27 protein-coding genes, 1 tRNA gene and 1 pseudogene are annotated in these 25,580 nt (G+C 48.9%); 14 read left to right on the top strand and 15 right to left on the bottom strand.

Annotation, left to right across the window (positions count from 1 at the left end; translation table 11 throughout):
* Positions 1-54: 54 nt before the first annotated feature.
* Genes QXU03_01945 through QXU03_01935 form a run of 3 tightly spaced genes read left to right on the top strand, consistent with a single transcriptional unit; the run spans position 55 to position 3,885 of the window.
* Complete coding sequence (locus QXU03_01945) at positions 55-1,824, top strand: V-type ATP synthase subunit A (GenBank protein ID MEM2170507.1); 1,770 nt, start codon at positions 55-57, stop codon at positions 1,822-1,824.
* A 7-nt stretch (positions 1,825-1,831) separates the two neighbouring features.
* On the top strand, positions 1,832-3,235 hold the full coding sequence (locus QXU03_01940) for a V-type ATP synthase subunit B (GenBank protein MEM2170506.1): 1,404 nt from the start codon (positions 1,832-1,834) through the stop codon (positions 3,233-3,235).
* 5 nt (positions 3,236-3,240) lie between these two features.
* Positions 3,241-3,885, top strand: coding sequence for a V-type ATP synthase subunit D (locus QXU03_01935; GenBank protein ID MEM2170505.1), 645 nt, complete (start codon positions 3,241-3,243; stop codon positions 3,883-3,885).
* Between the two features lie 89 nt (positions 3,886-3,974).
* On the opposite strand, the gene QXU03_01930 is transcribed toward QXU03_01935, so the two are convergent.
* Positions 3,975-4,355: a hypothetical protein gene (locus tag QXU03_01930; protein ID MEM2170504.1), complete on the bottom strand. Its 381-nt coding sequence runs from the start codon at positions 4,353-4,355 to the stop codon at positions 3,975-3,977.
* The gene (locus QXU03_01925; GenBank protein MEM2170503.1) at positions 4,334-4,867 is read right to left on the bottom strand and encodes an NUDIX hydrolase; all 534 of its coding nucleotides are present in this window, start codon (positions 4,865-4,867) and stop codon (positions 4,334-4,336) included. The genes QXU03_01930 and QXU03_01925 overlap by 22 nt, the downstream gene beginning before the upstream one ends.
* A 56-nt stretch (positions 4,868-4,923) precedes the next feature.
* Here QXU03_01925 and QXU03_01920 point away from each other — a divergent pair, with 56 nt between their 5' ends.
* Positions 4,924-5,802, top strand: a complete 879-nt coding sequence (locus QXU03_01920; protein ID MEM2170502.1) for a TIM barrel protein — start codon at positions 4,924-4,926, stop codon at positions 5,800-5,802.
* Complete coding sequence (locus QXU03_01915) at positions 5,783-6,379, top strand: CDP-alcohol phosphatidyltransferase family protein (protein MEM2170501.1); 597 nt, start codon at positions 5,783-5,785, stop codon at positions 6,377-6,379. Before QXU03_01920 ends, QXU03_01915 begins: the two co-directional genes overlap by 20 nt.
* Here QXU03_01915 and QXU03_01910 read toward each other — a convergent pair.
* Positions 6,355-8,394, bottom strand: coding sequence for a DUF87 domain-containing protein (locus QXU03_01910; protein MEM2170500.1), 2,040 nt, complete (start codon positions 8,392-8,394; stop codon positions 6,355-6,357). The genes QXU03_01915 and QXU03_01910 overlap by 25 nt on opposite strands.
* 29 nt (positions 8,395-8,423) lie before the next feature.
* Positions 8,424-9,608, bottom strand: coding sequence for a DNA double-strand break repair nuclease NurA (locus QXU03_01905; protein ID MEM2170499.1), 1,185 nt, complete (start codon positions 9,606-9,608; stop codon positions 8,424-8,426).
* Between the two features lie 78 nt (positions 9,609-9,686).
* On the opposite strand from QXU03_01905, the gene QXU03_01900 reads away from it, so the two are divergent.
* The 4 genes from QXU03_01900 to cas4 all read left to right on the top strand — a co-directional run bounded on the left by QXU03_01900 (position 9,687) and on the right by cas4 (position 13,025).
* Positions 9,687-10,700, top strand: a complete 1,014-nt coding sequence (locus tag QXU03_01900) for a phosphoesterase (protein MEM2170498.1) — start codon at positions 9,687-9,689, stop codon at positions 10,698-10,700.
* A 10-nt stretch (positions 10,701-10,710) separates the two neighbouring features.
* Complete coding sequence (locus tag QXU03_01895) at positions 10,711-11,736, top strand: histone deacetylase family protein (GenBank protein MEM2170497.1); 1,026 nt, start codon at positions 10,711-10,713, stop codon at positions 11,734-11,736.
* An 8-nt stretch (positions 11,737-11,744) separates the two neighbouring features.
* Entirely contained in the window at positions 11,745-12,317 is a 573-nt protein-coding gene (gene cyaB / locus QXU03_01890) for a class IV adenylate cyclase (GenBank protein ID MEM2170496.1), read from the top strand.
* Between the two features lie 78 nt (positions 12,318-12,395).
* Positions 12,396-13,025, top strand: coding sequence for a CRISPR-associated protein Cas4 (gene cas4 / locus QXU03_01885; protein ID MEM2170495.1), 630 nt, complete (start codon positions 12,396-12,398; stop codon positions 13,023-13,025).
* Between the two features lie 168 nt (positions 13,026-13,193).
* Here the strand turns inward: cas4 and QXU03_01880 are convergent, their stop codons facing one another.
* The 3 genes from QXU03_01880 to QXU03_01870 form a co-directional block, all read right to left on the bottom strand.
* Entirely contained in the window at positions 13,194-14,501 is a 1,308-nt protein-coding gene (locus QXU03_01880) for an ABC transporter permease (GenBank protein ID MEM2170494.1), read from the bottom strand.
* A complete protein-coding gene (locus tag QXU03_01875; GenBank protein MEM2170493.1) occupies positions 14,498-15,424 on the bottom strand; it encodes an ABC transporter ATP-binding protein in 927 nt (308 codons plus the stop codon). The genes QXU03_01880 and QXU03_01875 overlap by 4 nt, the downstream gene beginning before the upstream one ends.
* A gap of 236 nt (positions 15,425-15,660) precedes the next feature.
* Entirely contained in the window at positions 15,661-16,467 is an 807-nt protein-coding gene (locus QXU03_01870; protein MEM2170492.1) for an S-adenosyl-l-methionine hydroxide adenosyltransferase family protein, read from the bottom strand.
* A 230-nt stretch (positions 16,468-16,697) separates the two neighbouring features.
* Here QXU03_01870 and QXU03_01865 point away from each other — a divergent pair, with 230 nt between their 5' ends.
* Entirely contained in the window at positions 16,698-17,615 is a 918-nt protein-coding gene (locus QXU03_01865) for a hypothetical protein (protein MEM2170491.1), read from the top strand.
* 6 nt (positions 17,616-17,621) lie between these two features.
* Here the strand turns inward: QXU03_01865 and QXU03_01860 are convergent.
* Positions 17,622-17,695: transfer RNA gene (locus tag QXU03_01860), tRNA-Ile, on the bottom strand.
* Between the two features lie 212 nt (positions 17,696-17,907).
* On the opposite strand from QXU03_01860, the gene QXU03_01855 reads away from it, so the two are divergent.
* The 4 genes and pseudogenes from QXU03_01855 to QXU03_01840 all read left to right on the top strand — a co-directional run bounded on the left by QXU03_01855 (position 17,908) and on the right by QXU03_01840 (position 21,471).
* Positions 17,908-18,267 carry a hypothetical protein gene (locus QXU03_01855; GenBank protein MEM2170490.1) on the top strand — a complete coding sequence of 120 codons (360 nt, stop codon included), beginning with the start codon at positions 17,908-17,910 and terminating at the stop codon, positions 18,265-18,267.
* Positions 18,268-18,803: 536 nt separating this feature from the next.
* A pseudogene (locus tag QXU03_01850) lies at positions 18,804-19,163 on the top strand (transposase).
* A 32-nt stretch (positions 19,164-19,195) separates the two neighbouring features.
* A complete protein-coding gene (locus QXU03_01845; GenBank protein MEM2170489.1) occupies positions 19,196-21,022 on the top strand; it encodes an aldehyde ferredoxin oxidoreductase family protein in 1,827 nt (608 codons plus the stop codon).
* 77 nt (positions 21,023-21,099) lie between these two features.
* On the top strand, positions 21,100-21,471 hold the full coding sequence (locus QXU03_01840; GenBank protein ID MEM2170488.1) for a DUF120 domain-containing protein: 372 nt from the start codon (positions 21,100-21,102) through the stop codon (positions 21,469-21,471).
* Between the two features lie 5 nt (positions 21,472-21,476).
* Here QXU03_01840 and QXU03_01835 read toward each other — a convergent pair whose 3' ends face one another.
* Genes QXU03_01835 through QXU03_01805 form a run of 7 tightly spaced genes read right to left on the bottom strand, consistent with a single transcriptional unit; the run spans position 21,477 to position 25,550 of the window.
* The gene (locus QXU03_01835; GenBank protein ID MEM2170487.1) at positions 21,477-23,024 is read right to left on the bottom strand and encodes a proton-conducting transporter membrane subunit; all 1,548 of its coding nucleotides are present in this window, start codon (positions 23,022-23,024) and stop codon (positions 21,477-21,479) included.
* Between the two features lie 9 nt (positions 23,025-23,033).
* Positions 23,034-23,519 carry a Na+/H+ antiporter subunit E gene (locus tag QXU03_01830; protein ID MEM2170486.1) on the bottom strand — a complete coding sequence of 162 codons (486 nt, stop codon included), beginning with the start codon at positions 23,517-23,519 and terminating at the stop codon, positions 23,034-23,036.
* Entirely contained in the window at positions 23,519-23,929 is a 411-nt protein-coding gene (locus tag QXU03_01825; GenBank protein MEM2170485.1) for a sodium:proton antiporter, read from the bottom strand. Before QXU03_01825 ends, QXU03_01830 begins: the two co-directional genes overlap by 1 nt.
* Positions 23,919-24,665, bottom strand: coding sequence for an MnhB domain-containing protein (locus QXU03_01820; protein MEM2170484.1), 747 nt, complete (start codon positions 24,663-24,665; stop codon positions 23,919-23,921). The genes QXU03_01825 and QXU03_01820 overlap by 11 nt, the downstream gene beginning before the upstream one ends.
* On the bottom strand, positions 24,662-24,919 hold the full coding sequence (locus QXU03_01815; GenBank protein MEM2170483.1) for a hydrogenase subunit MbhD domain-containing protein: 258 nt from the start codon (positions 24,917-24,919) through the stop codon (positions 24,662-24,664). Before QXU03_01815 ends, QXU03_01820 begins: the two co-directional genes overlap by 4 nt.
* Positions 24,916-25,275, bottom strand: a complete 360-nt coding sequence (gene mnhG / locus QXU03_01810; GenBank protein ID MEM2170482.1) for a monovalent cation/H(+) antiporter subunit G — start codon at positions 25,273-25,275, stop codon at positions 24,916-24,918. The genes QXU03_01815 and mnhG overlap by 4 nt, the downstream gene beginning before the upstream one ends.
* Complete coding sequence (locus tag QXU03_01805) at positions 25,272-25,550, bottom strand: monovalent cation/H+ antiporter complex subunit F (protein MEM2170481.1); 279 nt, start codon at positions 25,548-25,550, stop codon at positions 25,272-25,274. Before QXU03_01805 ends, mnhG begins: the two co-directional genes overlap by 4 nt.
* Positions 25,551-25,580 lie beyond the last annotated feature (30 nt).

Genomic DNA, 25,580 nt, shown 5'->3' with positions numbered 1-25,580 from the left:
TAATTAATTGGAGATTGACTGAGGGCAGCTCAATAATCAAGCGAGGTGACAGTAGTGGAAGCGCTCGGAAGGATATATAGAGTCGCGGGGCCTTTAGTCGTAGCCGAGGGCCTTAAACCAATGATGTACGAGGTTGTCTACGTTGGCGAAGAAGGGCTTATCGGCGAGGTCATCGCTATTAGAGGGGACAAGACCTATATCCAAGTCTACGAAGACACGACAGGCCTTACTCCCGGCGAAAAAGTCATCGCCACAGGTAAACTCCTCTCAGCGGAGCTCGGTCCAGGCCTCATAGGATCGATATACGATGGCCTTCAAAGACCCGAAAAAGTGATTGGAGAAGCGACGAAAAGCATCTTTATCAGAAGAGGGCTCAAAATACCTGCACTGGATAGGAACAAGAAGTGGTATTTCAGGAGAGAAAGAGACCTGAGCCCCGGAGAGAAGGTTGAAGGCGGCGACATAGTGGGCTACGTCGAGGAAACGCCGGTAGTGGTGCACAGAGTTATGATACCTCCAGGTGTTTCCGGAAACTTGAAGTGGATAGCGAGTGACGGTGATTACACCGTTGAAGACGTGGTGGCCATTGTCGAGAAGGAGGGTACCACGTACGAGGTCAAGCTTTACCAAGTTTGGCCAATAAGGATATCTAGACCCTTCAAGTCCAAACTAGACCCCGGGGAACCCCTAATAGTGGGTCTTAGAGTCATAGACTACATGTTCCCACTATCTAAGGGAGGTAAGGCGGCTGTTCCGGGGGGTTTTGGCACTGGTAAGACCGTTGCACTACAAGAAATCACTAAGTGGAGTCATGCAGATATTGCAATATTTGTGGGCTGCGGTGAAAGAGGTAATGAGATGAGCGACGCTCTTACGAGCTTCCTCAAGCTCATGGACCCAAGGAGGAATAGGCCGATGATGGAAAGGTCCGTTTTTATCGCTAACACTAGTAACATGCCCGTTGCTGCCAGAGAGACGAGCGTCTTCCTCGGGATCACTATAGGAGAATACTTCAGGGACATGGGCTACAACGTCATAATGGTTGCGGACTCCACTAGTAGGTGGGCCGAGGCGATGAGGGAAATTAGCGGTAGAATGGAGGAGATGCCCGGCGAGGAGGGGTTCCCTGCATACTTGTCCTCCAGGCTCGCTGAATTCTACGAAAGAGCCGGCAGGGTCATCGCAATCGGTAGACCCGAGAGGGTTGGGAGCTTGACATTAATAGGCGCCATATCCCCGCCCGGAGGGGACTTCAGCGAGCCCGTTGTTAGAAGCACTGTAAGGTACGTGCAAAGCTTCTACGCCCTAGACTACTCCCTCGCAACTAGAAGGCACTTCCCCGCAGTAAACTGGCTTCTAAGTTACAGCCTCTACGTGCCGTACGTCAGGGAATGGTGGAACAAGCTTACGAACGGCGAATGGGAGGTCTTCAGAGAAATCGCCATGAAGATTCTTCAGAGAGAGGCAGAGTTGAGCGATATAGTTAGGATAGTTGGCCCAGAGGCGCTGCCCGAAGACGATAAGCTGGTGCTCGAAGTCGCGAGGATGATCAAAGAAGACTTCCTGCAGCAAAGCGCCTATGTGCCCACGGATGCGTATTCGCCACCGGAAAAAGGCCACCTGATAATGAAGGCGATAATATTGTTCTATAACAAAGCCAAAGAAGCGGTATCGAGGGGTGTACCCGTAGCGAGGATAAGGGAATTCAAGTGCAGGACCATGATCGCGAGAATGAAGTACTACACGCTCGATGAACTCAGGGAAAGGGTATTCAGAGAGGTCGTGGATACCATAGAGACGGAGTTTTCAGAGCTCCTGAGGTGATAGACGTATGTCTTCTCTCCACCTAATCACAAAGTCTACTAGGGAAATCCTAAGCGTTAGGGGTTCGCTGGTTTTCGTAAAAGCCTTAAAAGGAGCTAAGTACGGCGAGATAGTGGAGCTGGAAGTAGAAGGGGATACGAGGCTGGGGCAAATAATAGACGTTAGCAAGGACATCGCCATCGTTCAAATATTCGGCTCCTCCGCGGGCATTTCACCGGGAAAAACAGTCGTTAGACTGCGCGGAGAAGTCCTAAGGCTCGGAGTCTCAACTGACATGCTTGGAAGGATATTTGACGGCCTTGGAAAGCCCATAGACGGCGGGCCATCTATAGTACCCGAAGAGTACCTTGACATTCACGGAGAGCCCTTAAACCCCGCGCTAAGAATCCCGCCTTCGGAATTCATAGAAACGGGCATATCGGTTATAGACGGCTTGCTGACCCTGGTAAGAGGTCAGAAACTCCCAATTTTTAGTGGCTCAGGGCTTCCACACAACAGGATAGCAATGCAAATTGTTAGGCAGGCAGCAGTTAAGGGGGTGGAGGAAAAGTTCGTCGTCGTCTTCGGAGCTATTGGCGTCACGTACGAGGAAGCGTACTACTTCTTAACGGAGCTCAAGTCTATGGGGGCTCTAGACAGGACAATAGCGTTCATAGCGCCTGCTTCAGCACCAACTGTAGAGAAGCTCGCCCTACCGAGAGTGGCGCTTACAGCTGCCGAGTTTCTTGCATGGAGATACAACATGCATGTACTGACAATACTAACCGACATGACCAACTACTGTGAAGGATTAAGAGAAATATCAGCTGCCAGAGAGGAGGTCCCAGGTAGGCGCGGGTATCCAGGCTACATGTACACGGACCTAGCCACAATGTACGAGAGAGCTGGCAGAGTGATGGGCAAGATGGGCAGCATGACGATAATGCCAATACTAACAATGCCGGACGACGACATAACGCACCCAATACCAGACTTAACGGGCTACATAACGGAGGGCCAGATAGTACTATCTAGGGATATGTGGAGGAAGGGGGTATATCCGCCCGTAGACGTCTTCTTGTCGTTATCAAGGCTTATGAAAGAGGGTATTGGGCGGGGGAAGACGAGAGAAGACCATAGAGAAGTGTTCGCGCAGCTTTACGCCGCGTACGCGGAAGGCCAGTACCTTAGAGAACTATCTGCTATAGTTGGTATGGAGTCTCTAACACCCAGAGACAAGAAGTACCTCGAATTCGCGGACCAGTTTGAAAGGAGGTTCATTAATCAGCATGAATATGAAAGAAGAACAGTCGAGGAGACTCTCGACATAGGTTGGGAGCTACTAGCAATACTGCCAGAAGAGGAACTCAAACAGATAACGCCGGATACTTTACGGAAGTATCATCCAAGATATAGATCTAAACAGGTTTAAGTGAGATGAGTACCGAGGCAATTAAGTTACCTAGAGTAACGAAGATAGAGCTTATTAGGCTTAGGAGAAGGCTAGCGCTCACGAGAAGACTTCACAGAATCTTAAAGGACAGGATGACCCTACTAGTGCAGGAACTTTACATAACATTGAAACGCGCCTTAGAGCTAAGGCAGAGATTAAACAACATACTCGCGGAGGTATACCCGCAGTACTACAGAGTACTAGGACTCTACGGAAAGGAGGCATTACTGGCTTCGGCATCAACCATCCGGCCTAACAATGTCCTATTCGGGACGAGAACTGTCATGGGGGTAGTGGTGCCGTTGATCGAGGTGGAGGAGGTCTCGAAACCAAGTGTAATGCTACCCCCTGAAGCTGCGGGCATTCAGTTAAAGAAAGATGATTTGATTAAAGTAATGATCGAGCTGGCGGAATACGAGAAGTCCCTTTACCTAATAGGCCGCGAGGTCTCTAGGCTTAGGAGGAGGGTTCAGATGATAGAGAAGATCCTCATACCGAGGCTGACGAACACGATAAGGTACTTAACGATGAAATTCGACGAGATCGAGAGGGAGGAGAAAGTGAGATCCATTAAAATCAAAGCAATACTTTCAGCGAAGGAGGTTGCTACACCCGGTCAAGCTGGGTAAAACGCCTGTAGCTTTTCCGGGTTCTACGTATGGAGATCAGCTACTATTTACATTATTTGTATTCCGGTATTGAATGCAACCGGCTGGGTTTAAATAGGCTCCTTCGTAGCGGCGTCGATGGCCTTAACGAACTTCACTTCTAGGGTGTTTTCGCTACGTAGGATTAAGTAGCCGGCGTAGATGAGTGGGTTTTCCGTGTCCTTCTCGTAAACGCCAACGACTAAGATATCCTTACAGAGCTTTTCTTCGGGAAACACTTCGCACCCATCTTTATCGAGTATCGATGTCTCCAACCCGTAGAGCTCTACTGCTTCATTCAGTATTAACGCGAGCCTCTCTTCAAGCATTTCAACTATGTAGTCTATTAGTTCTCTAAATGCCCAGCCTGCATTCCCTTCGGCCACTATCTTCAAGTAAAGCAGGCGTTTAAGAACTCCTGGATCAATACTCAACTGTACCCCCTTCTCCACGAGTATAGAAGTATTATGAGGGCGGTTTTCATATCCTTGACCTCGTTGCTTAAAACCATTTCGTACGCCGTTTTAAGCGGAACTCTCATTGGCTCTATGACTTCGTATCTTTCTGGCCGGGCTCCCACGTACTTGAGATCTTCGGCGTAGTAGAAGTGTAAAATCTCTGTACTGTAACCGGGTGTCGGTGCGTACGACCCCAGCTTTACGAGTTTTCCTGGATAGTAGCCCGTCTCTTCCACGAGCTCTCTCTTGGCGGTCTCTTCGGGGGATTCTCCTTCGTCGACAACGCCTGCGGGGGCTTCAACTACGAAGTCGTTTAGAGTAGCTCTAAACTGCCTAATTAGCAGTATTTCATCGCGTGTAATTAGGGGTAGGACTACCACAGCCTCGGGAAAAATAACCACGTCCCTTTCAAACACGCCGTCCTGTTTAGCGTATTTTCTACGTACTACATTGAACCTTAAACCTCGAAAGAGCTCCTTCTCTTCTATAGGCTTGGGTTTCTCCAACTTCGCTCGCCATGAATTATTAAGGTAACAGGTCTACTATATATTCAGGGATTTACATGCCCCATTACTGGTTCGGCCCAGCGGGTAAGCCCATTACGCTAAAATCCGCAAACATCCTCCGCGCGCCGGCTTTCTTAAGGGAAATGGGCTTAAATGCCATGGAGTATGAAGCTGTGAGGGGAGTGAACATAAGAGAGGATAAGGCGAGAGCACTTGGTGCGGAGGCGAGAGCGAACGGGGTGAGGCTAAGCCTACACGCACCCTACTTCATAAACTTAGCGGGTAAGAGGGACGTCGTGGAGGCTAGCATAAAGAGGTTAAACGAATCGGTGGAAGCCGCGTACTGGATGAATGCGTATGTAGTCGTATTTCACCCAGGTTACTACAAAGACGCCCTTTCGAAAAGAGACGCCCTTTTCAAGGTCAAGGAGAGCCTTGAAAGCGTCATAGAATATCGAGTTCAAGTAGGGGCCAAGGAGGTCTGGCTCGGGCCTGAAACAACCGGTAAGACGAGCCAGGTAGGAGACCTGAATGAAGTTGTGGAAATCTCGGAAAACCTAGAAGGAGTTAGACCAGTAGTAGACTTCGCCCACATATATGCCAGGAGCGGCGGTAAGTTCATAGTGTCCAAAGAAGACGTTCTCAAAGTCATAGAGTTGATCGAGAAGAGGCTAGGCTCGTGGGCGCTCAAACCACTTCACGTGCACTTCTCAAAGATAGGATACGGTAAAGGCGGCGAGAGAGAGCACCACACTCTTTCGGAAGAGGGCTATGGACCCGACTTCGTGCACGTGTGTTCAACTCTCTGCGAAAACGGCGTGGATGCCGTTATAATAAGTGAAAGCCCTGTACTAGAGCAGGACGCGCTAGTGATGCTAAGGATGTGTAAAGAAGTATGTGGTGGTAACTGCATTGTTGAACAGGTTGCGGAATAGGGTAGAAGGATCCATTAACACCGTAGCTCTTTATGCATCAAAGCTAGGGTTCTCGCCCGATGAGCTTACAGTGATTTCTCTCATAGTGGCGTTGCTGGGCTTTTTCACGGTCTTAGTGTACGGGTCCGGGCTCGCGCTTTCACTAGTAGTTCTCCTCTCGGGCTTCATAGACTCCTTAGACGGGGCTTTAGCGAGGTTGAAGGGAACGGCATCGAGGCGCGGTGCCTTCCTAGACTCGTTTATCGACAGGATCTGTGAAGCCCTGTTCGCACTCTCCTTCATCGAACTAGGTATCAACGTCTACGTCGTGGTGCTGTTTCTAGTCTTCTCGTACCTTATCAGCTACGCGAGGGCTAGGGGTGAAAGTCTGGGAATGCAGCTTGCTGGCGTGGGACTTATGGAAAGAGCTGAGAGAGTGCTAGCGCTTGCTGTATCGGCGCTTTTAATAGATTTCTACAGGGATGTAGCTTACTACTCTTACGTTGCTTTCACTATACTCACTGGGATTACAGTTTTGCAGAGATTTCTGTATACTTGGAAAGCCCTGAAAGTTCACGTTAGTGCCGACAAGTCATAATGCCCTACTAATGGTAGGGGTGTTTTAAACAACGCGTATCCTAGCCTGAGTACGTGGCTCTTAATAACTCCAACCCTATCGCTAACCCGCGTTATGAAGTCCCTATACTCACTAGGCAGGTCTAAGCTCGCGAGATGCGTTTTATCGGTTCTCAAGATGATCTTTGTATTCGTCAACTGCAATATGATGTCGTGCACATCTTTTGGACTATGGGTACTGAATACGAGGCCAAGTTTTCTAGCCCTGCCGAGCCTTGCAATTCTATCTATCATGCCCGAGACGTTCTCCAAGTACTCTTCTACTCCTCCCCCTCTACTCGGGAAGAATCTGTGTGCTTCGTCTATGAACATGAACACCGGCCGAGTTTCGAGTTTAAGTCTACTTTGTAAAAGCTTCCATTCGAAGATCTTATTGAGTATTCTGAACGCAACTATGCTAATCGTCTTCTCAGGGTCTGCTCGCGAGTGTACTTGGAGGTACTCCAAGTCCACTACTATGGGGTAGCCTTTAAAGACCTCAAAGTGCTTTTCGAGCATACCTCCTACTGGTGGTTCGTGAAGATACTTGCTTTCTCCGTGGCCCCTAACGTAGACGTCGAATATCCCAGTGTCTATTATCGCGGCGACCTGCCTGATCATGTTTTCCAACGTGCTTTTATGTATTGCTAAGTCACGGACTATTTCAACAACGTACTCTCTATTGGGGTCCAGTACTATGCCCCTCTGCCTGCTTTGCCTCTCATCCATCCTGAACCTAGCCTCCTTCAGCGCCTCGTAAAGATCGTATATGGTTTCGAGGTGCGCGTTCTTCGCGGTAAGGGCGTGGAGGACTCTTTGCAATGCGTCTTTGGCTTGCCGCGTAAAGTAGGGGTTAAGCGCTATTAATTCGCGCGGAGTGAAATCTGCGAACCTGAGAGCGTAGGGAATAATGTAGTATTCTATTTCGTCGACTTCAGTGCCGTAGTTTACCAGTACTTTTGATCTTACGAACCTCAATATTCCTTGTGAAGTAGGCTCCTCGGCTACTTCTAGCTCCTTCACCTCGTAGTTCCACTCAAACCTGCTAGTGACTGGCCCGAGTACGCTGTTTAAGTAATCCTCTGAAATAGATTTGAGCACCCGCGCCCAGTTCTCGGCTTTTTCCCCCTGTTCTTCAACTACGTTTCTGGTTATAGGAAGTAGCACGATTACCCCCTGAACACCTTTTACACTGCTACGCACCTTCCTAGCCAGCTCAAGCTCTTCCTCGGAAATGCCTATTACGGGGCTCCACAAGGGCTTTAAGGGCATTGTAACGTAGTCTTTGTTGGGATCGAACACGACGACACTTACCTTTTCATTGTTCAATTTATAACCGCAGTACATAGACGCGATCATGTTTTTAAGTAGAGTTGTCTTACCGCTACCAGTAGTGCCAAGGACCAGTACATGCTGATATAGTGCTTTAAGAGGTAGGAAAAGGAGGGCGTTGCCGCCGAACGCAGGGGTATCACCTACCGTGGCATAGCCTAGGAATACACCCTCCGAGGGCAACCCCATGATCTTCTGTATTATGTTGGGGTCCTTAAGCAGCACCACGGGGCTCTGCGGCTCGATGACGTAGTTTGCTGCGATCACTTCACCCTTCTCTAGGTTATATGCTAGTAGTGGTTTGGCTTTAATGCGCGTTTTCGTCAAAAGTCCTGAAGCCTCTGCGTGTGGCATTGGTAAGTACATGTCTGGCAGGTCTAGCTCGGCAAGTATGTCTTTCCTCTCAACACCTATTACCTTTAAGCTAACCATGTCAAGGGACTTGATGTCGACCACTCCAAGAACGCTTCCAGCCTGCGCTAGTGAAAGGAAATTCTGGAAGTACATAACCGGGTCCACGTCAAATACTACGTAACCCCCCTCCTCGTCTATGTACGAGGGGCTTGTCCTTGAAACGTAACCGACTATTTCGCCGAGACTACTCGCTATTTTTATAGCTGTTTGGAGCCTGTCTTCGAGCGATTTAAGTATACTGTGCGAGTTCAAGGAGTTGAACCCTCCTTCCTGTAGATTTTTCATAAAATGCTTATATACTGACCCGTTGATTCCTCTGGAAGGCCCGTCATGTAGAGCAGGTATGTAACTATGGAACTGGTGATTTTCTTAACTCTACGGTCCACCGCGAGTAGGCTTAAAGGTAGTAGTGAACCGGTGTAAACGCTGTCGTAGAAGACGTGGTTCAGCGCCTCTTCGCTAGTGTATGATTTGTTTTCAGGTATTTCAACGCGGTACACGACGTGGTTACCTAGACCGCTTGCTAAGGGGTATAACCGCCTGGGCATGACAACGTACCACACGATTCTATTCATCTTCTCCACGTCGTGCTTTACCTTTACAGGTCCTATGAGGAGCGGTTTATCGGACGCGTAGCCCCTACCTGCTAGTAAGGTTAAGACGTACACTTCATCGTTAACCTTGCTCAAAGATAGTCTAGCCGGGTCTAGGCTGGACAGGTAATAGCTTCTTAGAAGCCTTTTCACGATACCTATAACCACGATGCCTTTCTCCACCAGTTTTGTTAACGTCCTAACCCTCAGCATATTTAATTCGCGAAGGCCCTCTAGGTACATCCTTGCCCTATCTTTACCTGGGACCCCGATCTCCCCCGAAACGTGTAGAGGGTAGATGAGAGGTCCGTCAACGAACACGACTGTACCGGGTTCGCAATGTCTGGATTCGTGAAACAAGCTGAGAATGCAATTCTCCACCGCTAGCCTAAGTTCTACTAGTATGAGGTGTTTATTGTACTCGCTCGTATACGGTACCCCAATGGGATTGCTGGAGAGCACTCCTGGCAGGCTTTTTAAAGCACTCGCATCGCCTTCTCCGAGCTCTACTTCGGGTACGACGACTATGTGTTTACAAAGAGGCTCTTCAAGCCCCAGTATGGATGCCGTGTGCGGGACGTCAATGCCCCTCCCGCTGAACCTGCTGAAAACGCTCCCGGCACCTACGGCTATGAACACGTATGGGGTTTCGATGACCCTCGAACCGCTGTCAAGCGCGAAGACATCCGATACGGGTTTACGGTGCATTACTTCAAGGCCCTTTACCAGGGGCCCTTCAAGCACCTCTACCTGCCTCTCGGGGGCCTCGTCTAAGAGCTCAACCGGCTTACTAGCTACGTCTTCCTTGGTAATCCTAAGTCCTTTTGAGACGCCGCGCCTTAGCTCTTCAACTATGTCGGCGATGTACTTCAAAATTTTACCCTCGAATAGTTATTACACCTAAAACAGTTTTACATAACTGACTAGGCTGGCCCTAGAGGTGCTTACACCTTGGAGGAGAAACGAGTACTCGTACTAGGAGACTGGGATGCGGATGGCGTGGTGGCAGTGGCGCTTTTAGCGTATAGCCAGGAACACGCTAAGAGGTACCCGTTAGAGGGCAGCGCGGTCCTCGAAAAAATCCCCGTAGACCCAGATAAAATAAAGTACATACTTTCGCAGATTAAAGGAGGCTACGAGGCCGTGTTCTTCCTGGATATACCCTATAGCGAAGTGCTTGGGAACATAACTAAACTCCTTAAAGCACACTTCGGGACTTCACGGGCAGTGTTCATAGACCACCACATCGCGAGCGTTCAGAAAGCCAGCGAGTTGAAAAACGTATTCGACGAGGTCATAGTTGATTACAAGAAACCAACCTCTACTCTCCTGTACGAGGAGATCGTGAGGCACGGTGTAAGCGTACATGCAAAGCTACGCGAGTTCGTAGAGGTAATAAAGTACATGGATGCGGGTAAGCGGATACCCGAGAGGTTAATGAAGCTGTTCGAGCTCGCAAAAATGATTTCCAAGGCGCTAACGGCGGTTAGAAACGAGGAGCTGTGGTTGAAGACTATAAACTGGCTCGCAGACCCCACGCCTTCACCAATGCCGTTAAATGAGTCGACTTGGAGCACCGTGAAGAAGATAATTGAGGAGAGGGACAAGGAGGTCACGGAGATCGCAATGGGGCTCGCGGTGACAGCCGTCAAAGTTGGAGACCTTCGGTTTGTAGATGCACGTCATGCCTGGAAAAAACGGGGTGCAACCGCGCTCGCATCAAAGCTATCACTAATACTTAAAGCCCCCGTGGCTATGCTAGCCAGCACTAATAGGGGCTACGCATTGCTAATCATCAAGGCACCGGGCGGAAGGGCCTATCGTGTTGCTAAGTACCTGCTCGCTGAAGGCATTGCCTTGGACATAGCCGGTCACCCGAACCTGGCAATAGTGAGGGTTCCGAAAGATATCGACAAGAAAAACCTGGTTGGAACGCTATACCAGGCGCTCTTTTACACATCTTAAGGTGCTTTCCGTGAAGGTGCTAATTGTAAGAGAGTCGACGTACATGCATAAACCGGGGTTCGAGCACCCGGAAAACCCGAACCGCGTCGTAAGAATACGGAGAGCGCTGACATCTTTTGGTGTAGAATTCAGCGATGTAAGTGGTGAACAGGTGGATTTCAAAGAAGGTTTTAGAATTGCGTGTAGGGTGCACGCCAAGGACTACGTGGAGCGCTTAATAACGCTTTCTCGGAGCGCCAGCGCGACAATAGACGAAGACACGTACATTACCAAGGATAGCTTAAAACTCGCGCTCGCAACACTATACCTTGCATACAGGTATGCGAGTGATGAAGACGCTGTTTTCATGATTTCTCGTCCACCAGGACACCATGCAGGTAAGAGGGGTAAAGCACTGGGTGCACCCACGCAGGGCTTCTGCCTCATGAATAACGCAGTAGCCGCAGTAGAGGGGTTTAAAGACAGGGGTTTTAGTAAGATCGCGGTACTGGATTTCGATGCACACCATGGAAACGGCACGATGGAGCTACTTTATAAGGAACGGATTTTGCAAGTTGACTTCCACCAGGACCCTAGTACACTATACCCGCACACCGGGTACCCGGAAGAACTAGGTGAAGGCGAGGGGTACGGGTTCAAGTTAAACATCGTGTTACCTCCCGCAGGCGGCGACGACCTCTTCATGAGCATTTTACCCATGGTCTCAGATCTGTTTGAAAAGTACTCGCCAGATGCGCTGGTCGTGTCAGCTGGTTTCGACGCGTTCGAAGACGATGGGCTGGCAGACCTCAGGTTAACGGAAACCTCCTTTTACAGTCTTGGAAGGCTCATAAGAAGGTTGAAAGCTCCAACCCTCATAGTGCTTGAAGGCGGTTACGGGGCCGGGTTGCAAAGAGGCATAGTGGCATTCGTTCACGGTTTACGCGGAATAGAGCAGACTTACGAGCACCACACGTCAACCCCGCCCTCGCTGTACAGAAAGGCCCTTGAAATAGCTACTAAAACACTGGAAAGGTTTTCTGGGGCGTCAACCTAGGTGTAAGCATGCACGAGGAAAAGGAGCTGGAGGTTAAGCTAGCTATACGCGATCCCGAGGTAGCGAGAAGAGTCTTAACTTCGCATGGCTTCGAGTACGAAGATACCTGCCTAGAGGTAGACATATACTATGCGCATCCTTGCAGAGACTTTGTTAAAACCGATGAAGCGTTGAGGTTTAGGACAAGAAAATGCAATGCTAGCTCGCACTATGCAGTATCGTATAAAGGCCCTAGGGAACGTGGTATCACCGGGCTTAAAATTAGAACAGAGCTGGAAATAGTCGTTGACGAATTAGCGTGGACTACTCTAAGAAGCATCGTGGAGAAGCTCGGATTTAAGCCTATAGCCGAGTTTGCTAAGATGCGTGAGCTTTACAAAGCCCCCCGAATGAAGGCTACACTAGATACACTGTTCGGTGTAGGGTTCTTCCTGGAAGTTGAGCTGGATAGGATGGAGGATGTCACTAAGCTAAACGACCTACTTGGGAAAATCGAAAGGAACACCGCTATCAGCACTATCGATAAGACGTACCTTGAAATATGCCTCGAAACCGGTAAATGCCGACCTAGAGTCGAGTAGACTAAGCATTTGAGACGAACAGTCCATAAAAGCTTATTGACCACTTCACCGCGTAAGAGTACTAGGGGCTGGACGAGCTTGTACAGATCTAGTAACATCGTGGTCAAACTAATGTATGAGAAGATTGTGAGCGAGCAGCTCAGCAAGCTTGAAGAGGCCAGAAGCCCGTACGTAATCTACGTAACAGACCTAGTACTATGCACGCACAAGTTCCACATGAGGAAGCACTACCCGGAGCTAACGTTAACGTTCGAGCCTGTTGTAGCGCTAGGTAGCATAGCTCACTGGGGCATGGAAACACTATTCAAGGAAAAGGGTATCGAGGTTGAAGTGGAGGTCTCCAGGACCATTAGGTTAGATGACAAGGTGTACACCATTAAGGGGAGAGTAGACGCCATTGACAGGGCTGGTGGGGTTGTAATAGAAGTGAAGACAGCGAGATCCTCAATGGGCATTCCAAAGGAACACCACATCAAGCAGTTAAACATATACCTAGAGCTTACCGGGTTTGAGCAGGGAATCTTAGTGTACATAACACCGGACAAGGTAGTAGAATACTCCGTGACTAGAAAGCCCATTGACCTGGAACTAGAAGCCAGGGGCCTCGTTGAAGATTGTTACCATCCACGTTACAGCTGGGAGTGCACTTATTGCGTTTATAGGAAGCTCTGCCCATACTACGTGCCGGAGCAACAGAGGAGAACGTAATACTATACTACGGAGCGGTAAGCTTGATAAGCCCGCCAAGCCTATTTTTAACAGAGGTCAAGTAACTAGTGATGAGCGCTCGGGTTGGCTGCAGAGTGATGACGGTCTTGAGTTCTGAGCCCATCACCTACATGATCGTTGATGGGTCGAATGTTTTCCTCAGTACTCTCAATAACTTGTAATTACGCTTCTTATCTTTACTTTATAAACAGCTATATTCACGTGAATAACGGTTATTAGCGCAAGCAGTATCTTGGCCAGGTCTATCCACACGTCGTTGAGACCAGCACCGTATATCACAATGTTCCTAATGGTGTCAATAACCCATGTGGGGGGGAAGTAGTCGGCCACTAATCGCAGCCACGAAGGCATCCACGTCCTCGGAAACCATATCCCTGCCGTGAACGACAGTACTAATCCGAGTACAGTGCCAAGGCTAGCTCCGCCTCTCAATGTTTTGGTAAATAGTGAGAGAACAAGCCCTATTCCAATGCTCATGTAGGCTACCACAATGAGGAGTAGCGGTATGAGCCAGTGAGCGGGGTTAGTGGGGTTGAACGATATGTTCGCACCAGCGATGTATACTCCCGCTAGCAGTATTAGGGGGGCTGATACGAGTAAAATAACCATGTTTGACAGCATCAGCGCTGTGACCAGCACGCGCGGCGTTATGGGCGACGCCAATATTCTTCTAAGCGTGCCATAAGCTTTCTCCTCGTAAACGGCTGTGGCTCCTCGCGAAAAGCCCATGTAAAGGAACATCATGCCGATTGCCCCGATGGTATACCAGCCAATGATATTAGCCCTGGTGGCGAGCGCCTCGGGCTTAACCTCTTCGTACGTAACATTCAGCGGCGATGCTATGCCGTAGATATATGCCCTAATAATCTCCACGAACTCTGAGAGGGTCGTACCCGGCAGGACGTAGCTTTGATTGATGTACTTCAATGACTCCTCGAAATAGAATAGCGTAACGTTGGCTTTAATTAAGCCTACTCTATGCGAGAACTCGTTTAGAAAGCCACTAATTACGCTGTAGCTGATGGAGGCTGAGTAAGGATCCCTGGCGCCGATGAAAACCTCCATTCTAGCAGTGCCAACTGTTAGATTCAACGAGAAGTTCGCGGGGATCACTATCCCCGCGTCTAGCTTGCCACTCCTCAAGTCGCTAATTAGTGAAGCTTCATCACTGTAGTTCTTCACATTGAAGATCTGCTCCCCTCCGTACCTTACCTTTGACATTATCTCCACGAAGTGGGCGCTCGTGAAGTTTAGCCCCTCTACTTCAGTATCATAGTTTACCACTCCCACGGCGAGTTTTACGGGTGATGTAGCTCCTGGAGGTACGAATATGTATGCTACTAGTATGATCCAGAGTATGGGCCACGCTAAGAGCCAGAATAACGTCACCTTATCGGCTACAACGATTTTAAGGTCGCGTACGATGAACGCATAGACCTGCTTGATCCACGTCATTCCCTCAACCCCCTGCCGGTCAGTTTTAAGAAAACGTCTTCCAGGGTGGGTTTGGTGAGCTTAAATTCTACTACGTGATACCCGTTGGAGAAGAGCTCGCCCATTAGTGCTGGGAGGTGCTTATCGGGCTCGTCTAGGTGCAACCTGGCTGTTTTTCCTTCAATGTAGTGTTTAATGGTGTACTTCTCAATGATGCGTGTCGCCGCACTGTGCACTTCACTGTCAAAGACTAGCTCCACGACAGAGGGAGGTCCGTACTTCTCCTTGAGTTCCTCGGGCTTTCCTTCCGCGAGTATCTTTCCGCGGTCAATTATCGCCACTCGGTCGGATAGCCTGTCTGCCTCGTCCATGTAGTGCGTTGCCAGAATCACTGTTCTACCTTCTTCTCTAAGCTTGAGTACTAAGTCCCATACGTTTCGGCGGACACCGGGATCCAGCCCTGTCGTAGGCTCATCCAATATCAGCACTTCAGGGTCGTGGAGTAATGATACCACTAGTGCCAGCTTCTTTTTCATGCCACCACTATACTTTCCGGCCTTCATCCTCAGATCCGCATCTCTCAGACCTAACAATTCAGCCATGTTCCTCGTCCTGCTGATGATCTCGTTCGTGGTCAAGCCATATAGCCTGCCATAGAATAGCGCGTTATCGTACCCTGATATGCTATCTATTAAGCCGGGCTCCTGAGGGCAGTAACCAATTGCTCTCCGCGCAACTGGGTCCCCGGGCGGTAAACCCTTAACGCGTACCTCTCCTTTATCGAAGTTCACCACTCCGCTTACTATGCCAAGTAGAGTGGTTTTACCCGCTCCGTTAGGGCCAAGTAAGCTGTATACACCAGGCGTCTCCACGGTCCACGAAACGTCATCAAGCACTTTCCGTGAATCGAAGTACTTCACTAGGTTCCTAATGACCAGTATCATTTAAAATACCCGGTTGAAGCGAGTTCATATACTAGTAGATGTGCTGGAGGTATATAAATTTCATGCATAACATTGTAAACTTATTAAATTCACGAAAATGCACCTTCATGCAGCAACTGTTCTTTGGATTTTGGTTTCGATGTCTTTTAGCCACTTGAGCAGCCTCGGTGACCTTGGTTCGAGTACTGGGCTAGTTTAATAGCCAGGAAAACCCGGCGAGTGGACATAAACAACTACTAGAATCTCACGGCTACGGGTTTGTTAGGGGTTACATTTAAGAGCTTAGCGGCGTTTCCCATATTCACCGCTACCTCGAAGTAACCCCAAGAATTAATGTAGCATGCGAGTTCGCCTACGGGTACTCTGCTAAAACTGGCTTCATACGTGCATGAGTAGCTTTTGTTGTTGATTACTAGCACTAGCTTGGACCCGTGGCTGGGTTTAAATGCGCCGAGATCCCCCTCTGTGATGTTGGTCATCACGTTCCCGAACACATCTATGTAAATTACTGCTCCTTCGATTACCCTCCTTTCTACATCTATTTGTGGCTTGTCAACACCGATCTTGACCAGCTCGTCGTATTCTACCTCCACGCCTATGTCTTCTAGCGGTATGCCTTTACTAACCCACGCTGCAATCGGTGCAAATATGTCCCTGCCATGAAATGTATGGGATACCTGGGAAAGCCTGTATTTAGAGTTCGATATGTCAAAAACCCGTTTCACGCCATCCCTCTCGCTCAGTACTGTGAGGCAGCCATTATCCGGGCCTACGAGCACGTAGTTGCTAGTCTCTATTAGAACAGCTCTCCTACCACTTCCAACGCCAGGGTCCACGACGACCACGAATATCGTACTCGGTGGGAAGTACTTCGCCGATACGGTGAGCGTTAGCGCAGCTTCGAGGATGTTGTGCCTTTCAATGCCGTGGGTGACGTCGATTATCTCTGCTTCGGGGTTAATGGACTTTATAACGGCTTTCATGACCCCTACGTAGGGATCCTTGTACCCGTAATCCGTTATGAGCGCGATTATCCTTCTCAACCACCCTCACCTACAGGGTATATATTACTCCGCAGGCAATAACTAATAATGGCCGGGGATGGAAACGACGGGCGGCCTGATGGGTGATGACCGTTCATGGAAAGACCCGGCTAGTGCTGACCGATGATTATCAGCGGATATGCTGAGTAAAGGGTGATGCACTGGCTCTAGATGAGGGCGTAGTTAATTAAGAACCCCACCTTCTAGGTAATGCTAGAGAGGAGTGAAGCATGTCTAGCGGAGTAGCTACTAAGAGTTTACTTAAGAATGTCTGGTTTCTCGCGGGTAACGGTTTCAAGTACGGGTATGTGTTCATGCATGGGTCTAGGATCGAGGACGCCCGTGAGGGCGAGCCAGAGCCTGAATATGAGCTCGCAGAACTAGTATACGATTTCGAAGGCGACGCCGTGGTTGTTCACGGCTATAGCTTACTAGTAGATCTCGTTGAGTACGTTGTAAGGGGTGTGAACGACTTAGACCTCTCGGTATTTACGAGAGAAGAGCTTAGAAAGCTCACTAAAGTAGGCGTTGTAAACGCTTATATGAGTGGGGTGACCCTTCCCGTAGCACACACCAGGCACCCTGAAATCGCCGTGGATGTTGCACGAGAGAACAGCGTTAGAATAGGTATCATTGCAGAGAGGGGTACGGTACCTAGTAGAGGCCCCTTCACACTCTTACTCGAAGTTGACGGGAGCTGGTTATACTACGATGACCGGAGACTAGGGGAGTACGATTCACTGGTCTGTAAACCAGGTAACATTAAGGGCTCATGCATACTGGTGGATGCGCGGGGATACGGTAACATCACCACGGCCATTGAAGAGGTTTACAGGGAGGTCAGCAATCCCGAAGCATCCTACAAGATCCTCACAGATCTTTACCGTGTAAGCGGCGCTGATAGCGGCTTCGTCGAAAAAGGCGCCTTATCGGACATCATAGTCTACGATCTGAAGAACTCCCTAAAAGCCATTCCAATAAAAACCACGAGGCACATGTTCACTTTACTCTCGAGATCTCAGCAACCCGACATAGTGTTCATTGGTGGAGATGTCTTCTACGAGTTCGGCGAGAACCTTGCAATCCCCATCGTAAAAGTAAATGAGATTCTAAAGAAAGCAGCAAGTAGGGACTTGGATAGCGGCTAGGGTGTATGGGCCCGCGGGGATTTGAACCCCGGACCTCCCGGTTATCAGCCGGGCGCTCCACCAAGCTGAGCTACGGGCCCTCTCTTGCAATATTACTATGACTAAACTTTTAAATTTGCCACCGGCAAATTGTACGCCTAGTGCAACTGTTTTGGTTTTCATTAGGTTTATACCGCTACTTTATAACGCTACACTTGATGATTTCAACTCTAGCCATATATATCCACCTATACGGATACTGGAGAGAAGAGATTATAAAACCTTCTTTATAATTCTAGGTATGGTGAGCTACTTGGTGAGGGAGGGGGAGCTTGTTGAAATCCTCAAGATAAGGGCTCTCCCCGAGAGTAGCAATGACCACGGTGCATTAATTGAGTTCCTGAAGCTCTACCGTGATGCAGTTCAACTAGCGGTAAACAGGTTGGGGAGTTTAAACGAAATACCCTCGATAACAACTCTACACAGAATGTTCTACTCAGAACTTAAGAGGTACGGTTTTAGAGCACACCATGTGAAGCAAATCTACGTCTATGCTAAAGCAGTTGTTAAATCTAGTAAGCGGAACGGTGGAAAGAAACCAGTTCTAAGGAGGTTAACAGCTAGGATAGATACGACTACAAGCTGGACCTCGACAGCAGAGTGCTGGTTCTGAAGTTGCATATATAATGGTAGAGAGGTTAAGCTAAACTATTAAAGAGAAGTATAGAGATTGGAGTAGCTACGAAATAGCTGTGAAGGTAGTTGAAGACAAGGTTTATGTATCAGTATACTTCGGGCAAATAGTTAAACCGAGGAAAACTAGAACTATTGCAACTATTGATGTTAATTTTTTGATAACGTTACTCTAGCTGTTTTCGCACCAGGTGGGAGTTGTTGAAGCTGAAGCGGTACAAGACACCTCTCAGGAAGATACTAACGCATAGAATATGAATCGAGAGAATACAGAAGAGATACTCTAAATCATGAGGGTTCATCAAGGGAGTTAGAAGAGCTATCAGGAAGCACGGTGAAAGAATTAAGGAATATTGTGTGTGATTACGCTCACAGGATTGATGATAGGGTCGCTGAAACAGCCAGTAGATATAGAGCTATTGTAGTCTTAGAGGACTTGAACAATCTGGGAAGCAGAGTCAACGGTGGTAGCTTATTCAACAAAAATTATCCCTATGGTATTAAAAACTACAGTTCACCATAGGATACAAGGCACTTGAGAGAAGATTAGTGGTTGAGTTTGTTAATCCGAGGAAAACATCATCAACTTGTCCGAGATGTGGAAGCAAGTTAAAAGATAACGGTAGTAGAGTACTGAGTTGCAGTAGATGTGGTTTCACAGGAGATAGAGACGTGATCGCGTGCATTAACTTATTTCTAAGATACTCAAGATATGGGGTGCCTGGGGTCACCCTCAAGCCCGATGAAAACCCGAGCGGAATGCAGGGGAACAAAAATGAAGCGATGACATCAACTTACATAAACTCAATAATAAGAGAACTACTTAAGAATTTATGTTATATAAAAGCGAACTTATATTTTATATATAAGAGCTGAACCCTTCCTTACTACAGAATGGGTGGTTGTTCTTGCATGGCTGGTGGGGTAGAGTACTCTACATAGACCTCACGACTAAGAAGGTCAGAGAAATGGTGATCAACGCCTCCTACTACGCCGATTATATCGGTGGTAGAGGTCTGGCTGTAAGGTTGCTCTGGGACTTAAACCCCGTCGGCGTAGATCCGTACTCGCCATACAATCACCTAGTTATAGCTACGGGGCCGCTCACAGCGTTAACATTACCTAGTAGTGGTAAGCTACAGGTAGCTTCAAAGAGCCCATTAACAGGTGGTTATGGCGATGGTAATGTTGGGGGCATGGCAAGCTACCATCTGAGAAGAACGGGTTACGACGCACTCGTGATAACGGGTGCTCTTAAGAGGCCTGGGTACCTCTACATCGAAGATGGCAATGTTGAGTTCAGAGATGCCGAGCATTTGTGGAACCTCGACACCTTTACAGCCGAAGATAAACTCTTAAAAGAGTGCGGCAAAAATGTAGGTACCCTACTCATAGGGCCTGGTGGCGAGAACCTGGTCAGGTACGCCACGGTAGTGTGCCAGCGGGGTAGGAGCGCTGGTAGGCCGGGAATGGGCGCTGTCATGGGTAGCAAAAAGCTGAAGGCAATAGTTGTTAAGGGTACTCGAGAACCACCTATTGCTAGCAAGGAGGAACTTAGAAAAGTTGCCGAAGAAGCCTATAGAAAGATATTGAAGAGCGAAAACTACGACTTCTGGATAAGGCAGGGCACAATGGCTACTATCGTGTGGAGCCAGCAAAATAGCTGCTTACCTACAATGAACTTCAGGGAGGGTGTCTGGGAATACTACGAGACCATTAGCGGAGACCTGATGGAGAAGCTCAAGGTGGTGAGGCGCGGTTGCCCTTACTGTAACATGCAATGCGGTAACGTGGTGCTAGACATAGCCGGCGAGGAGAGCGAACTGGATTACGAGAACGTCGCAATGCTGGGAAGCAACATTCTCTTACAGGACTTGAGGCGTGTAGCTGAGATAAACAAGTTGGCCGACCTAGTAGGCGTGGATACGATAAGCCTCGGCAACGTGCTAGGCTTCTACATGGAGGCTAGTGAGAGAAACCTCGTTGAGGAGAAGCTCGAGTGGGGGGACCATAGGGAGATCAAGAGGCTCGTCGTGGAGATAGCTCATAGGCGCGGCTTGGGAGCGTTCCTAGCAGATGGCGTGATGAGAATGGCCAAAAGCCTCGGTGAAGAAGCGGAGGAGTTCGCGATGCACGTCAAGGGCCTAGAAGTCTCAGCATACGACTGCCACGTAGCACCAGCGATGGCGTTGGCTTACGGGACCTCGCCTATAGGTGCTCATCACAAAGACTGCTGGGTTATAAGCTACGAGGTGAGAACAGACAGGTTAGGTTACACGAAGGAAAAGGTTGAAAGAGTGGTGTACCTGCAAGATATTAGGGGAGGTATGTTCGAGTCATTGACCACATGTAGATTACCGTGGGTAGAGGTCGGACTAGACCTTGATTACTACCCGAGGTTCCTTTCAGCGGTAACGGGCGTTACGTGGACGCTCGAAGAGATCAGAGTAGCTGCCAGTAGGATATACACGTTGATCAGGGCGTACTGGATAAGAGAGCACGGTAATTGGAGTAGGGAAATGGACTACCCACCGTTAAGATGGTTTAAGCACCCACTAACGAAGGGCCCATATACCGGTTATAAACTGGACTTCGAGAAGTTCAATAGAATGCTAGACGCATATTATGAAGCTCGCGGATGGGATGAGCGGGGAGTGCCGAGAAGAGAAACCCTACAGAAGCTTAAACTCGACTTTGTAATACCAGTTCTCGAAAAGGTCGTGGAGTTAAAGTAAATGAATGGATTTTATAAAGTTTTTACCATAACCTCCTCAGGTCCCTCCCCGAATCAAGTGGGCTTCGATGACCCTGTATGTGCGGGGTTTTACGAGGTAAGGTGTTCTCGGGTACCGGTGAAGGCGCACACTACGTTAAGCTCTACAACGAGCAACTATCACGCATTCTCTCCTCGTGCCCTTATCCGGGCACCCTTAACGTCCTCCTAGATCGTTGCTTTTACGAGCTCGTGGATAGGAGTAAGTTGGTGGTTATACCTCCACCTAAGCCAGGTTTAGGAGCTGCATATGCGTGTCCTGGTTACTTAATGGGCATACCCGTTTTACTCGTAAAGCCAGCTGTAACTATGTACGGGTGTGAGGTAGTTGAGGTGATCTCACACATTAACTTGAGAAAAGAGCTTAAGCTGAAAGACGGTGATGTCGTCGAAATAGTTCTAGTAAACTAGCTTCTTCACGGCCTCGTTAGAGTGGCATTAACGTACTCGATGTAGCTCTCAATGCCTACTGACACCTGGTCTGCAGCCCTCTTAAACAGGTCCTGCAGTAGTTGAGGCGAGAATAGAAATGCAACTCCGAACGCGGTAACTAGTAGTGTAAGCACCACTAGGGACACGTAGGCAGCCTTCATGTCGATCTTAACGATCTTAACTACAGGCACACCTAGGAGTATTGTGTAGAACAACTTCATGTAAGACAGTAAACCGATCGCGCTCGCGATGACCATCATCATTGACAGGATCACATTGTACTCGAATAAGGCCTCGTAAAGGAGGAGCTTTGCGAGAAATCCTGGAAGTGGCGGTATGCCCGCGAGCGCGAGGGTTGACACCGCTAACGCCGTTCCCGCGATGGGGTATTTAAGCCCGAGTCCTGAGAGCTTTTCAAGCTCTCTAGTGCCGGTAGCTTTTATTAACACGCCTACGCTGAGGAATAGCGTTGCCTTGGCTAGCGAGTGTGCTGCTATATAGTACAGCGTGGCTTGAAGGCCGCGACTCGTGCCGCAACCAATGCCCATGAACAAGAACCCAAGGTTCATTACCGTCGAGTACGCTATAAGCCTCTTCACGTCTCTTTGAATGCCCATCAATAAAGCACCGAATAGAGCTGAAAGAGCACCCATAACTACCGTTACCAGTAAAACCAGCCTCCTGGCAGAATTTAAGGGATCTACTGGCGTGTTCCAGGAGGCAATGTAGACAAACTTGTAAAGCCCAATGACACCAACGTTCACCACGAGGCCGCTCAGTAGCGCCGATATCGGTGTAGGGGCTGCGGGGTGCGCGTCCGGTAGCCAGAAGTGGTTTGGGAATACGCCGCTCTTTATACTAAAGGCCCAGAGCGCCAGTACCATGATAATTCCGTAGGCTAATGCGTGCATGAAATCCGGTTGTACCACCAACCTGAGCGAAAAGTCAACGAAGTTCAGCGTCCCATAGAAGCTGTAAACTAGCCCCATCGCCAGCAAGTATAACGTTGTGCCGAGAGATCCTATGAAAGCGTACTTAAGCCCCGCGACAATAGACAGTGCCCTGTGCCTGTAGTACATGACGAGGGAGTAAGCTGATATGCCCGTGACCTCGAGCATTACAAATAAGTTGAACATGTCTCCGGTATACGTAACGCCGAGAATTCCGGATGTAACACCTAGTAGCAGAATGGAGTACCAGGGATAGCCGTCGTCTACGATGTAGCTTACACTGTATAGTGCTATGGCGGCGATGACTACGGTCGAGACCACTCCCAGCGCGGCCGTGAAGCGGTCTACAGTGTAGATTATTCCAATCGGTGCTGGCCACCCACCAGCCATGAACACGAGAGGGTTGTTTGCCCTGTAAGCTTCAATAGCCACGAGCACGCTGAGCACCAATACTATGGTAACCGCTATCACGGTGTAGTACATTACTACAAGCCTTTTCTTCGACGCCATGTAGATCAATGGGAGTAAAAACGCCGCAAATACTGGTATGAATGGTAGAAGCCCGATCAGGTTACCAGTCATGAGGCCACCTCATTCAAAGATCTTGTAAGCATAGTGTTCGAATTCTTCGCTGATGTACTTTCTAGCCACCTCCGGATCGTCAGTGATGGTGTTTATCCAGTTAACGTAGAAATAGCCTCCCTTCTCATCGACCACGACGGTGCCGGGAGTGTTGGTTATAGAGCCCATTACGAGTAACCTAGCGTACCTAGAACTTACTCTAACAGGAACCCTCACTATTCCAGGTTTTATGTCCATTGTGAATATCCTCTTCACGACGTCTAGGTGTGCACGCATCTCAATAATGGACATGTACTTGAAAAAGTAGTAGACCATGTAGAAAAGTCTACGTATATCCATAGCTTTATGCTCGTTCGTAATGATGTACCTTGCGAACAGGGTACTGAGAATCGCGGCCACAATCATGCCCGTTAAGGCAGTATACACTGATAGAGAGCCGACAAATAACACGTAAACGATGAAAACCAACAAGGCCGTAACAATGTGCCTGAACACTACTCGCTCACCTCCTCTACCAGTGGTTTTATGAGTTTCCTCGCATCTGTCGTTCCTGACAACCTGTAGGCCTGTATGATGCCGAAGGCTATCAGGGCATTAACTGCGAGCCCTATTACTATGCCTGTTAGTACCAGCGCTTGAGGTAGGGGGTCTGAAGCGTGCTTTACAAGGAACTCTGTCTCAGGAGCTTCCATGCTCGTATATACTGGCGGTACTAGCGGGTGAGTGAGCGTGAAGCCTACTAGTATTATCGAAATGAACACCGTATCGGAGAGGATCGTTAATGCTATTAACTTCTTGACAAGACTCCTCCTGTAGACTATACCGTAAATGGAGATCAGGGCGTTCAATGCGAGGACGAACACCACTAGAACATATGTATACTTCTCGAGCATCTCACCCACCATGCTCGCTGAACCGTTCCTTGTACCACTCCTCGGGTATGGAGAGGTAAAGTGCCACGGCAGTGAAGCCTGATGCTACGGCAAAAAACTCGAAGAGGTTGTAAAGTGAAATGCTTCCACTAACGGTGATAAAGCCTACTCGCGCCGGATAGAACCTCTGGTTAGTGACTAGCTCAAGGCCTCTAAATACAGGTAGCAACGCGACTAGCCCGAGAGCAGTCAGTGCAAGACCTCTTATAGCAATGAGCCTAGTTGATGTTATCCCCCTCTCGATAATGCTGTGCACTGAGAATACGGGGACGATGAGCATCGACGTCACGGCAAGCGCCGAACCCCCCGGAAAGCCTCCACCGGGCGTTAAGTGCCCGTGAAGTACTATTGCAGCCGAAATGGAGGATATTAGCAGGATGATTATCTTAGTAGCCGTCCGGGACAGCACGGTTAAGCCGATCACAACCTGCATGCTCGGTGCTTTACTTAGTCTAAATACAGCTAAACCGCCTACAATGGCCAAGTATAGCACTACGGTTTCGTATACGGTGTCTAGTCCCCTATAATCCCATACAACAGCAGCCACAGCCTCCGGGCTTGCAGTGTCTCTGATGGTGTTCACGACATAGTATCTACCGAGCTCTCTCATCGCTCGCGGAATGTCTATAGGGGTAAAATTCACGACGACGAGCGGTGATATGATCGACGCGACGAGAAGTGCCAGTAGTATTAGAGTTCTCTTAGTCATCTCCCTATCTCCTCGAACCTTTCGGTTTTACTCAATACGAACACGAGTAGCGCGGAGTACAGGCCTACCGAGACCGCTACATAGGTCATTACGATGTCCGTGGCCGCCATGGCTTGCAACAATATTGCGTAACATATACTCTGACCGGCGGAAAACGCAACAGCTTTAAGCAAGTCTTGTTCCGTGACGGCCATGTAGACGAAGACCAAGCTCAGTAGCGAAGATACTACCATCATTAGTAGTGTTAGGATCACGCGCCCTCCTCCTCTTCAATAGCATCTACTAGTGGTTTCCACTGCACGCTACGCGATCTACGGGCTGCATGTGCGAGCACGTGGCTCCCGACAGGTGCTACTACGAGCAGTACTACCGCCGTTATGAAAGACGCCCCCGCTATGGTAAGGTGTCCCGGGAGTTCGGGAAGGCCTAGCGCCATTAACGCTATCCCAATTAAGGGCAGTACGGCCCCGTATATTGCCCCTATGGTTGCGGCATGTAGCCTAACGTAGAAGTTGGGAAACCTCAACATGCCTATAGCGGCGAGTATGTCGAAGACCCCGCCAACGATGAACAGCGCTGACCCGATCCAGAAGATCACCGGCCCGATCACGCGCCCACCTCTTTCGATATAAGGTACTTAGACACGTATACGTCGAGTAGGTAAACCCACAAAGCGAGCATTAGAGGCGGGGTAACTAAGAACGGCGTTCTGTAGTACAGTGAAAGAGCCATTAGAAATACTGCTAAGTCGTAGGATAGGCAGTCTACGGCAAGTACCATGTCCGGTATAGTGGGTCCCTTTACGAGCCTAATAGTGTAGAGGACGACAGCAACCAAGTACAGCGGGGCGCCAATAAGCACTACTAGCTCCGCGTACTCATACAAGTATCTCAGCCCAGGTTTATTAGAATAGGC

The organism is Desulfurococcaceae archaeon (assembly GCA_038845865.1).
Taxonomy (GTDB): Archaea; Thermoproteota; Thermoprotei_A; order Sulfolobales; family Desulfurococcaceae; genus UBA285.
The sequence above is the reverse complement of the archived record's forward strand: the minus strand, read 5'-3'. Positions and strand labels throughout refer to the sequence as shown.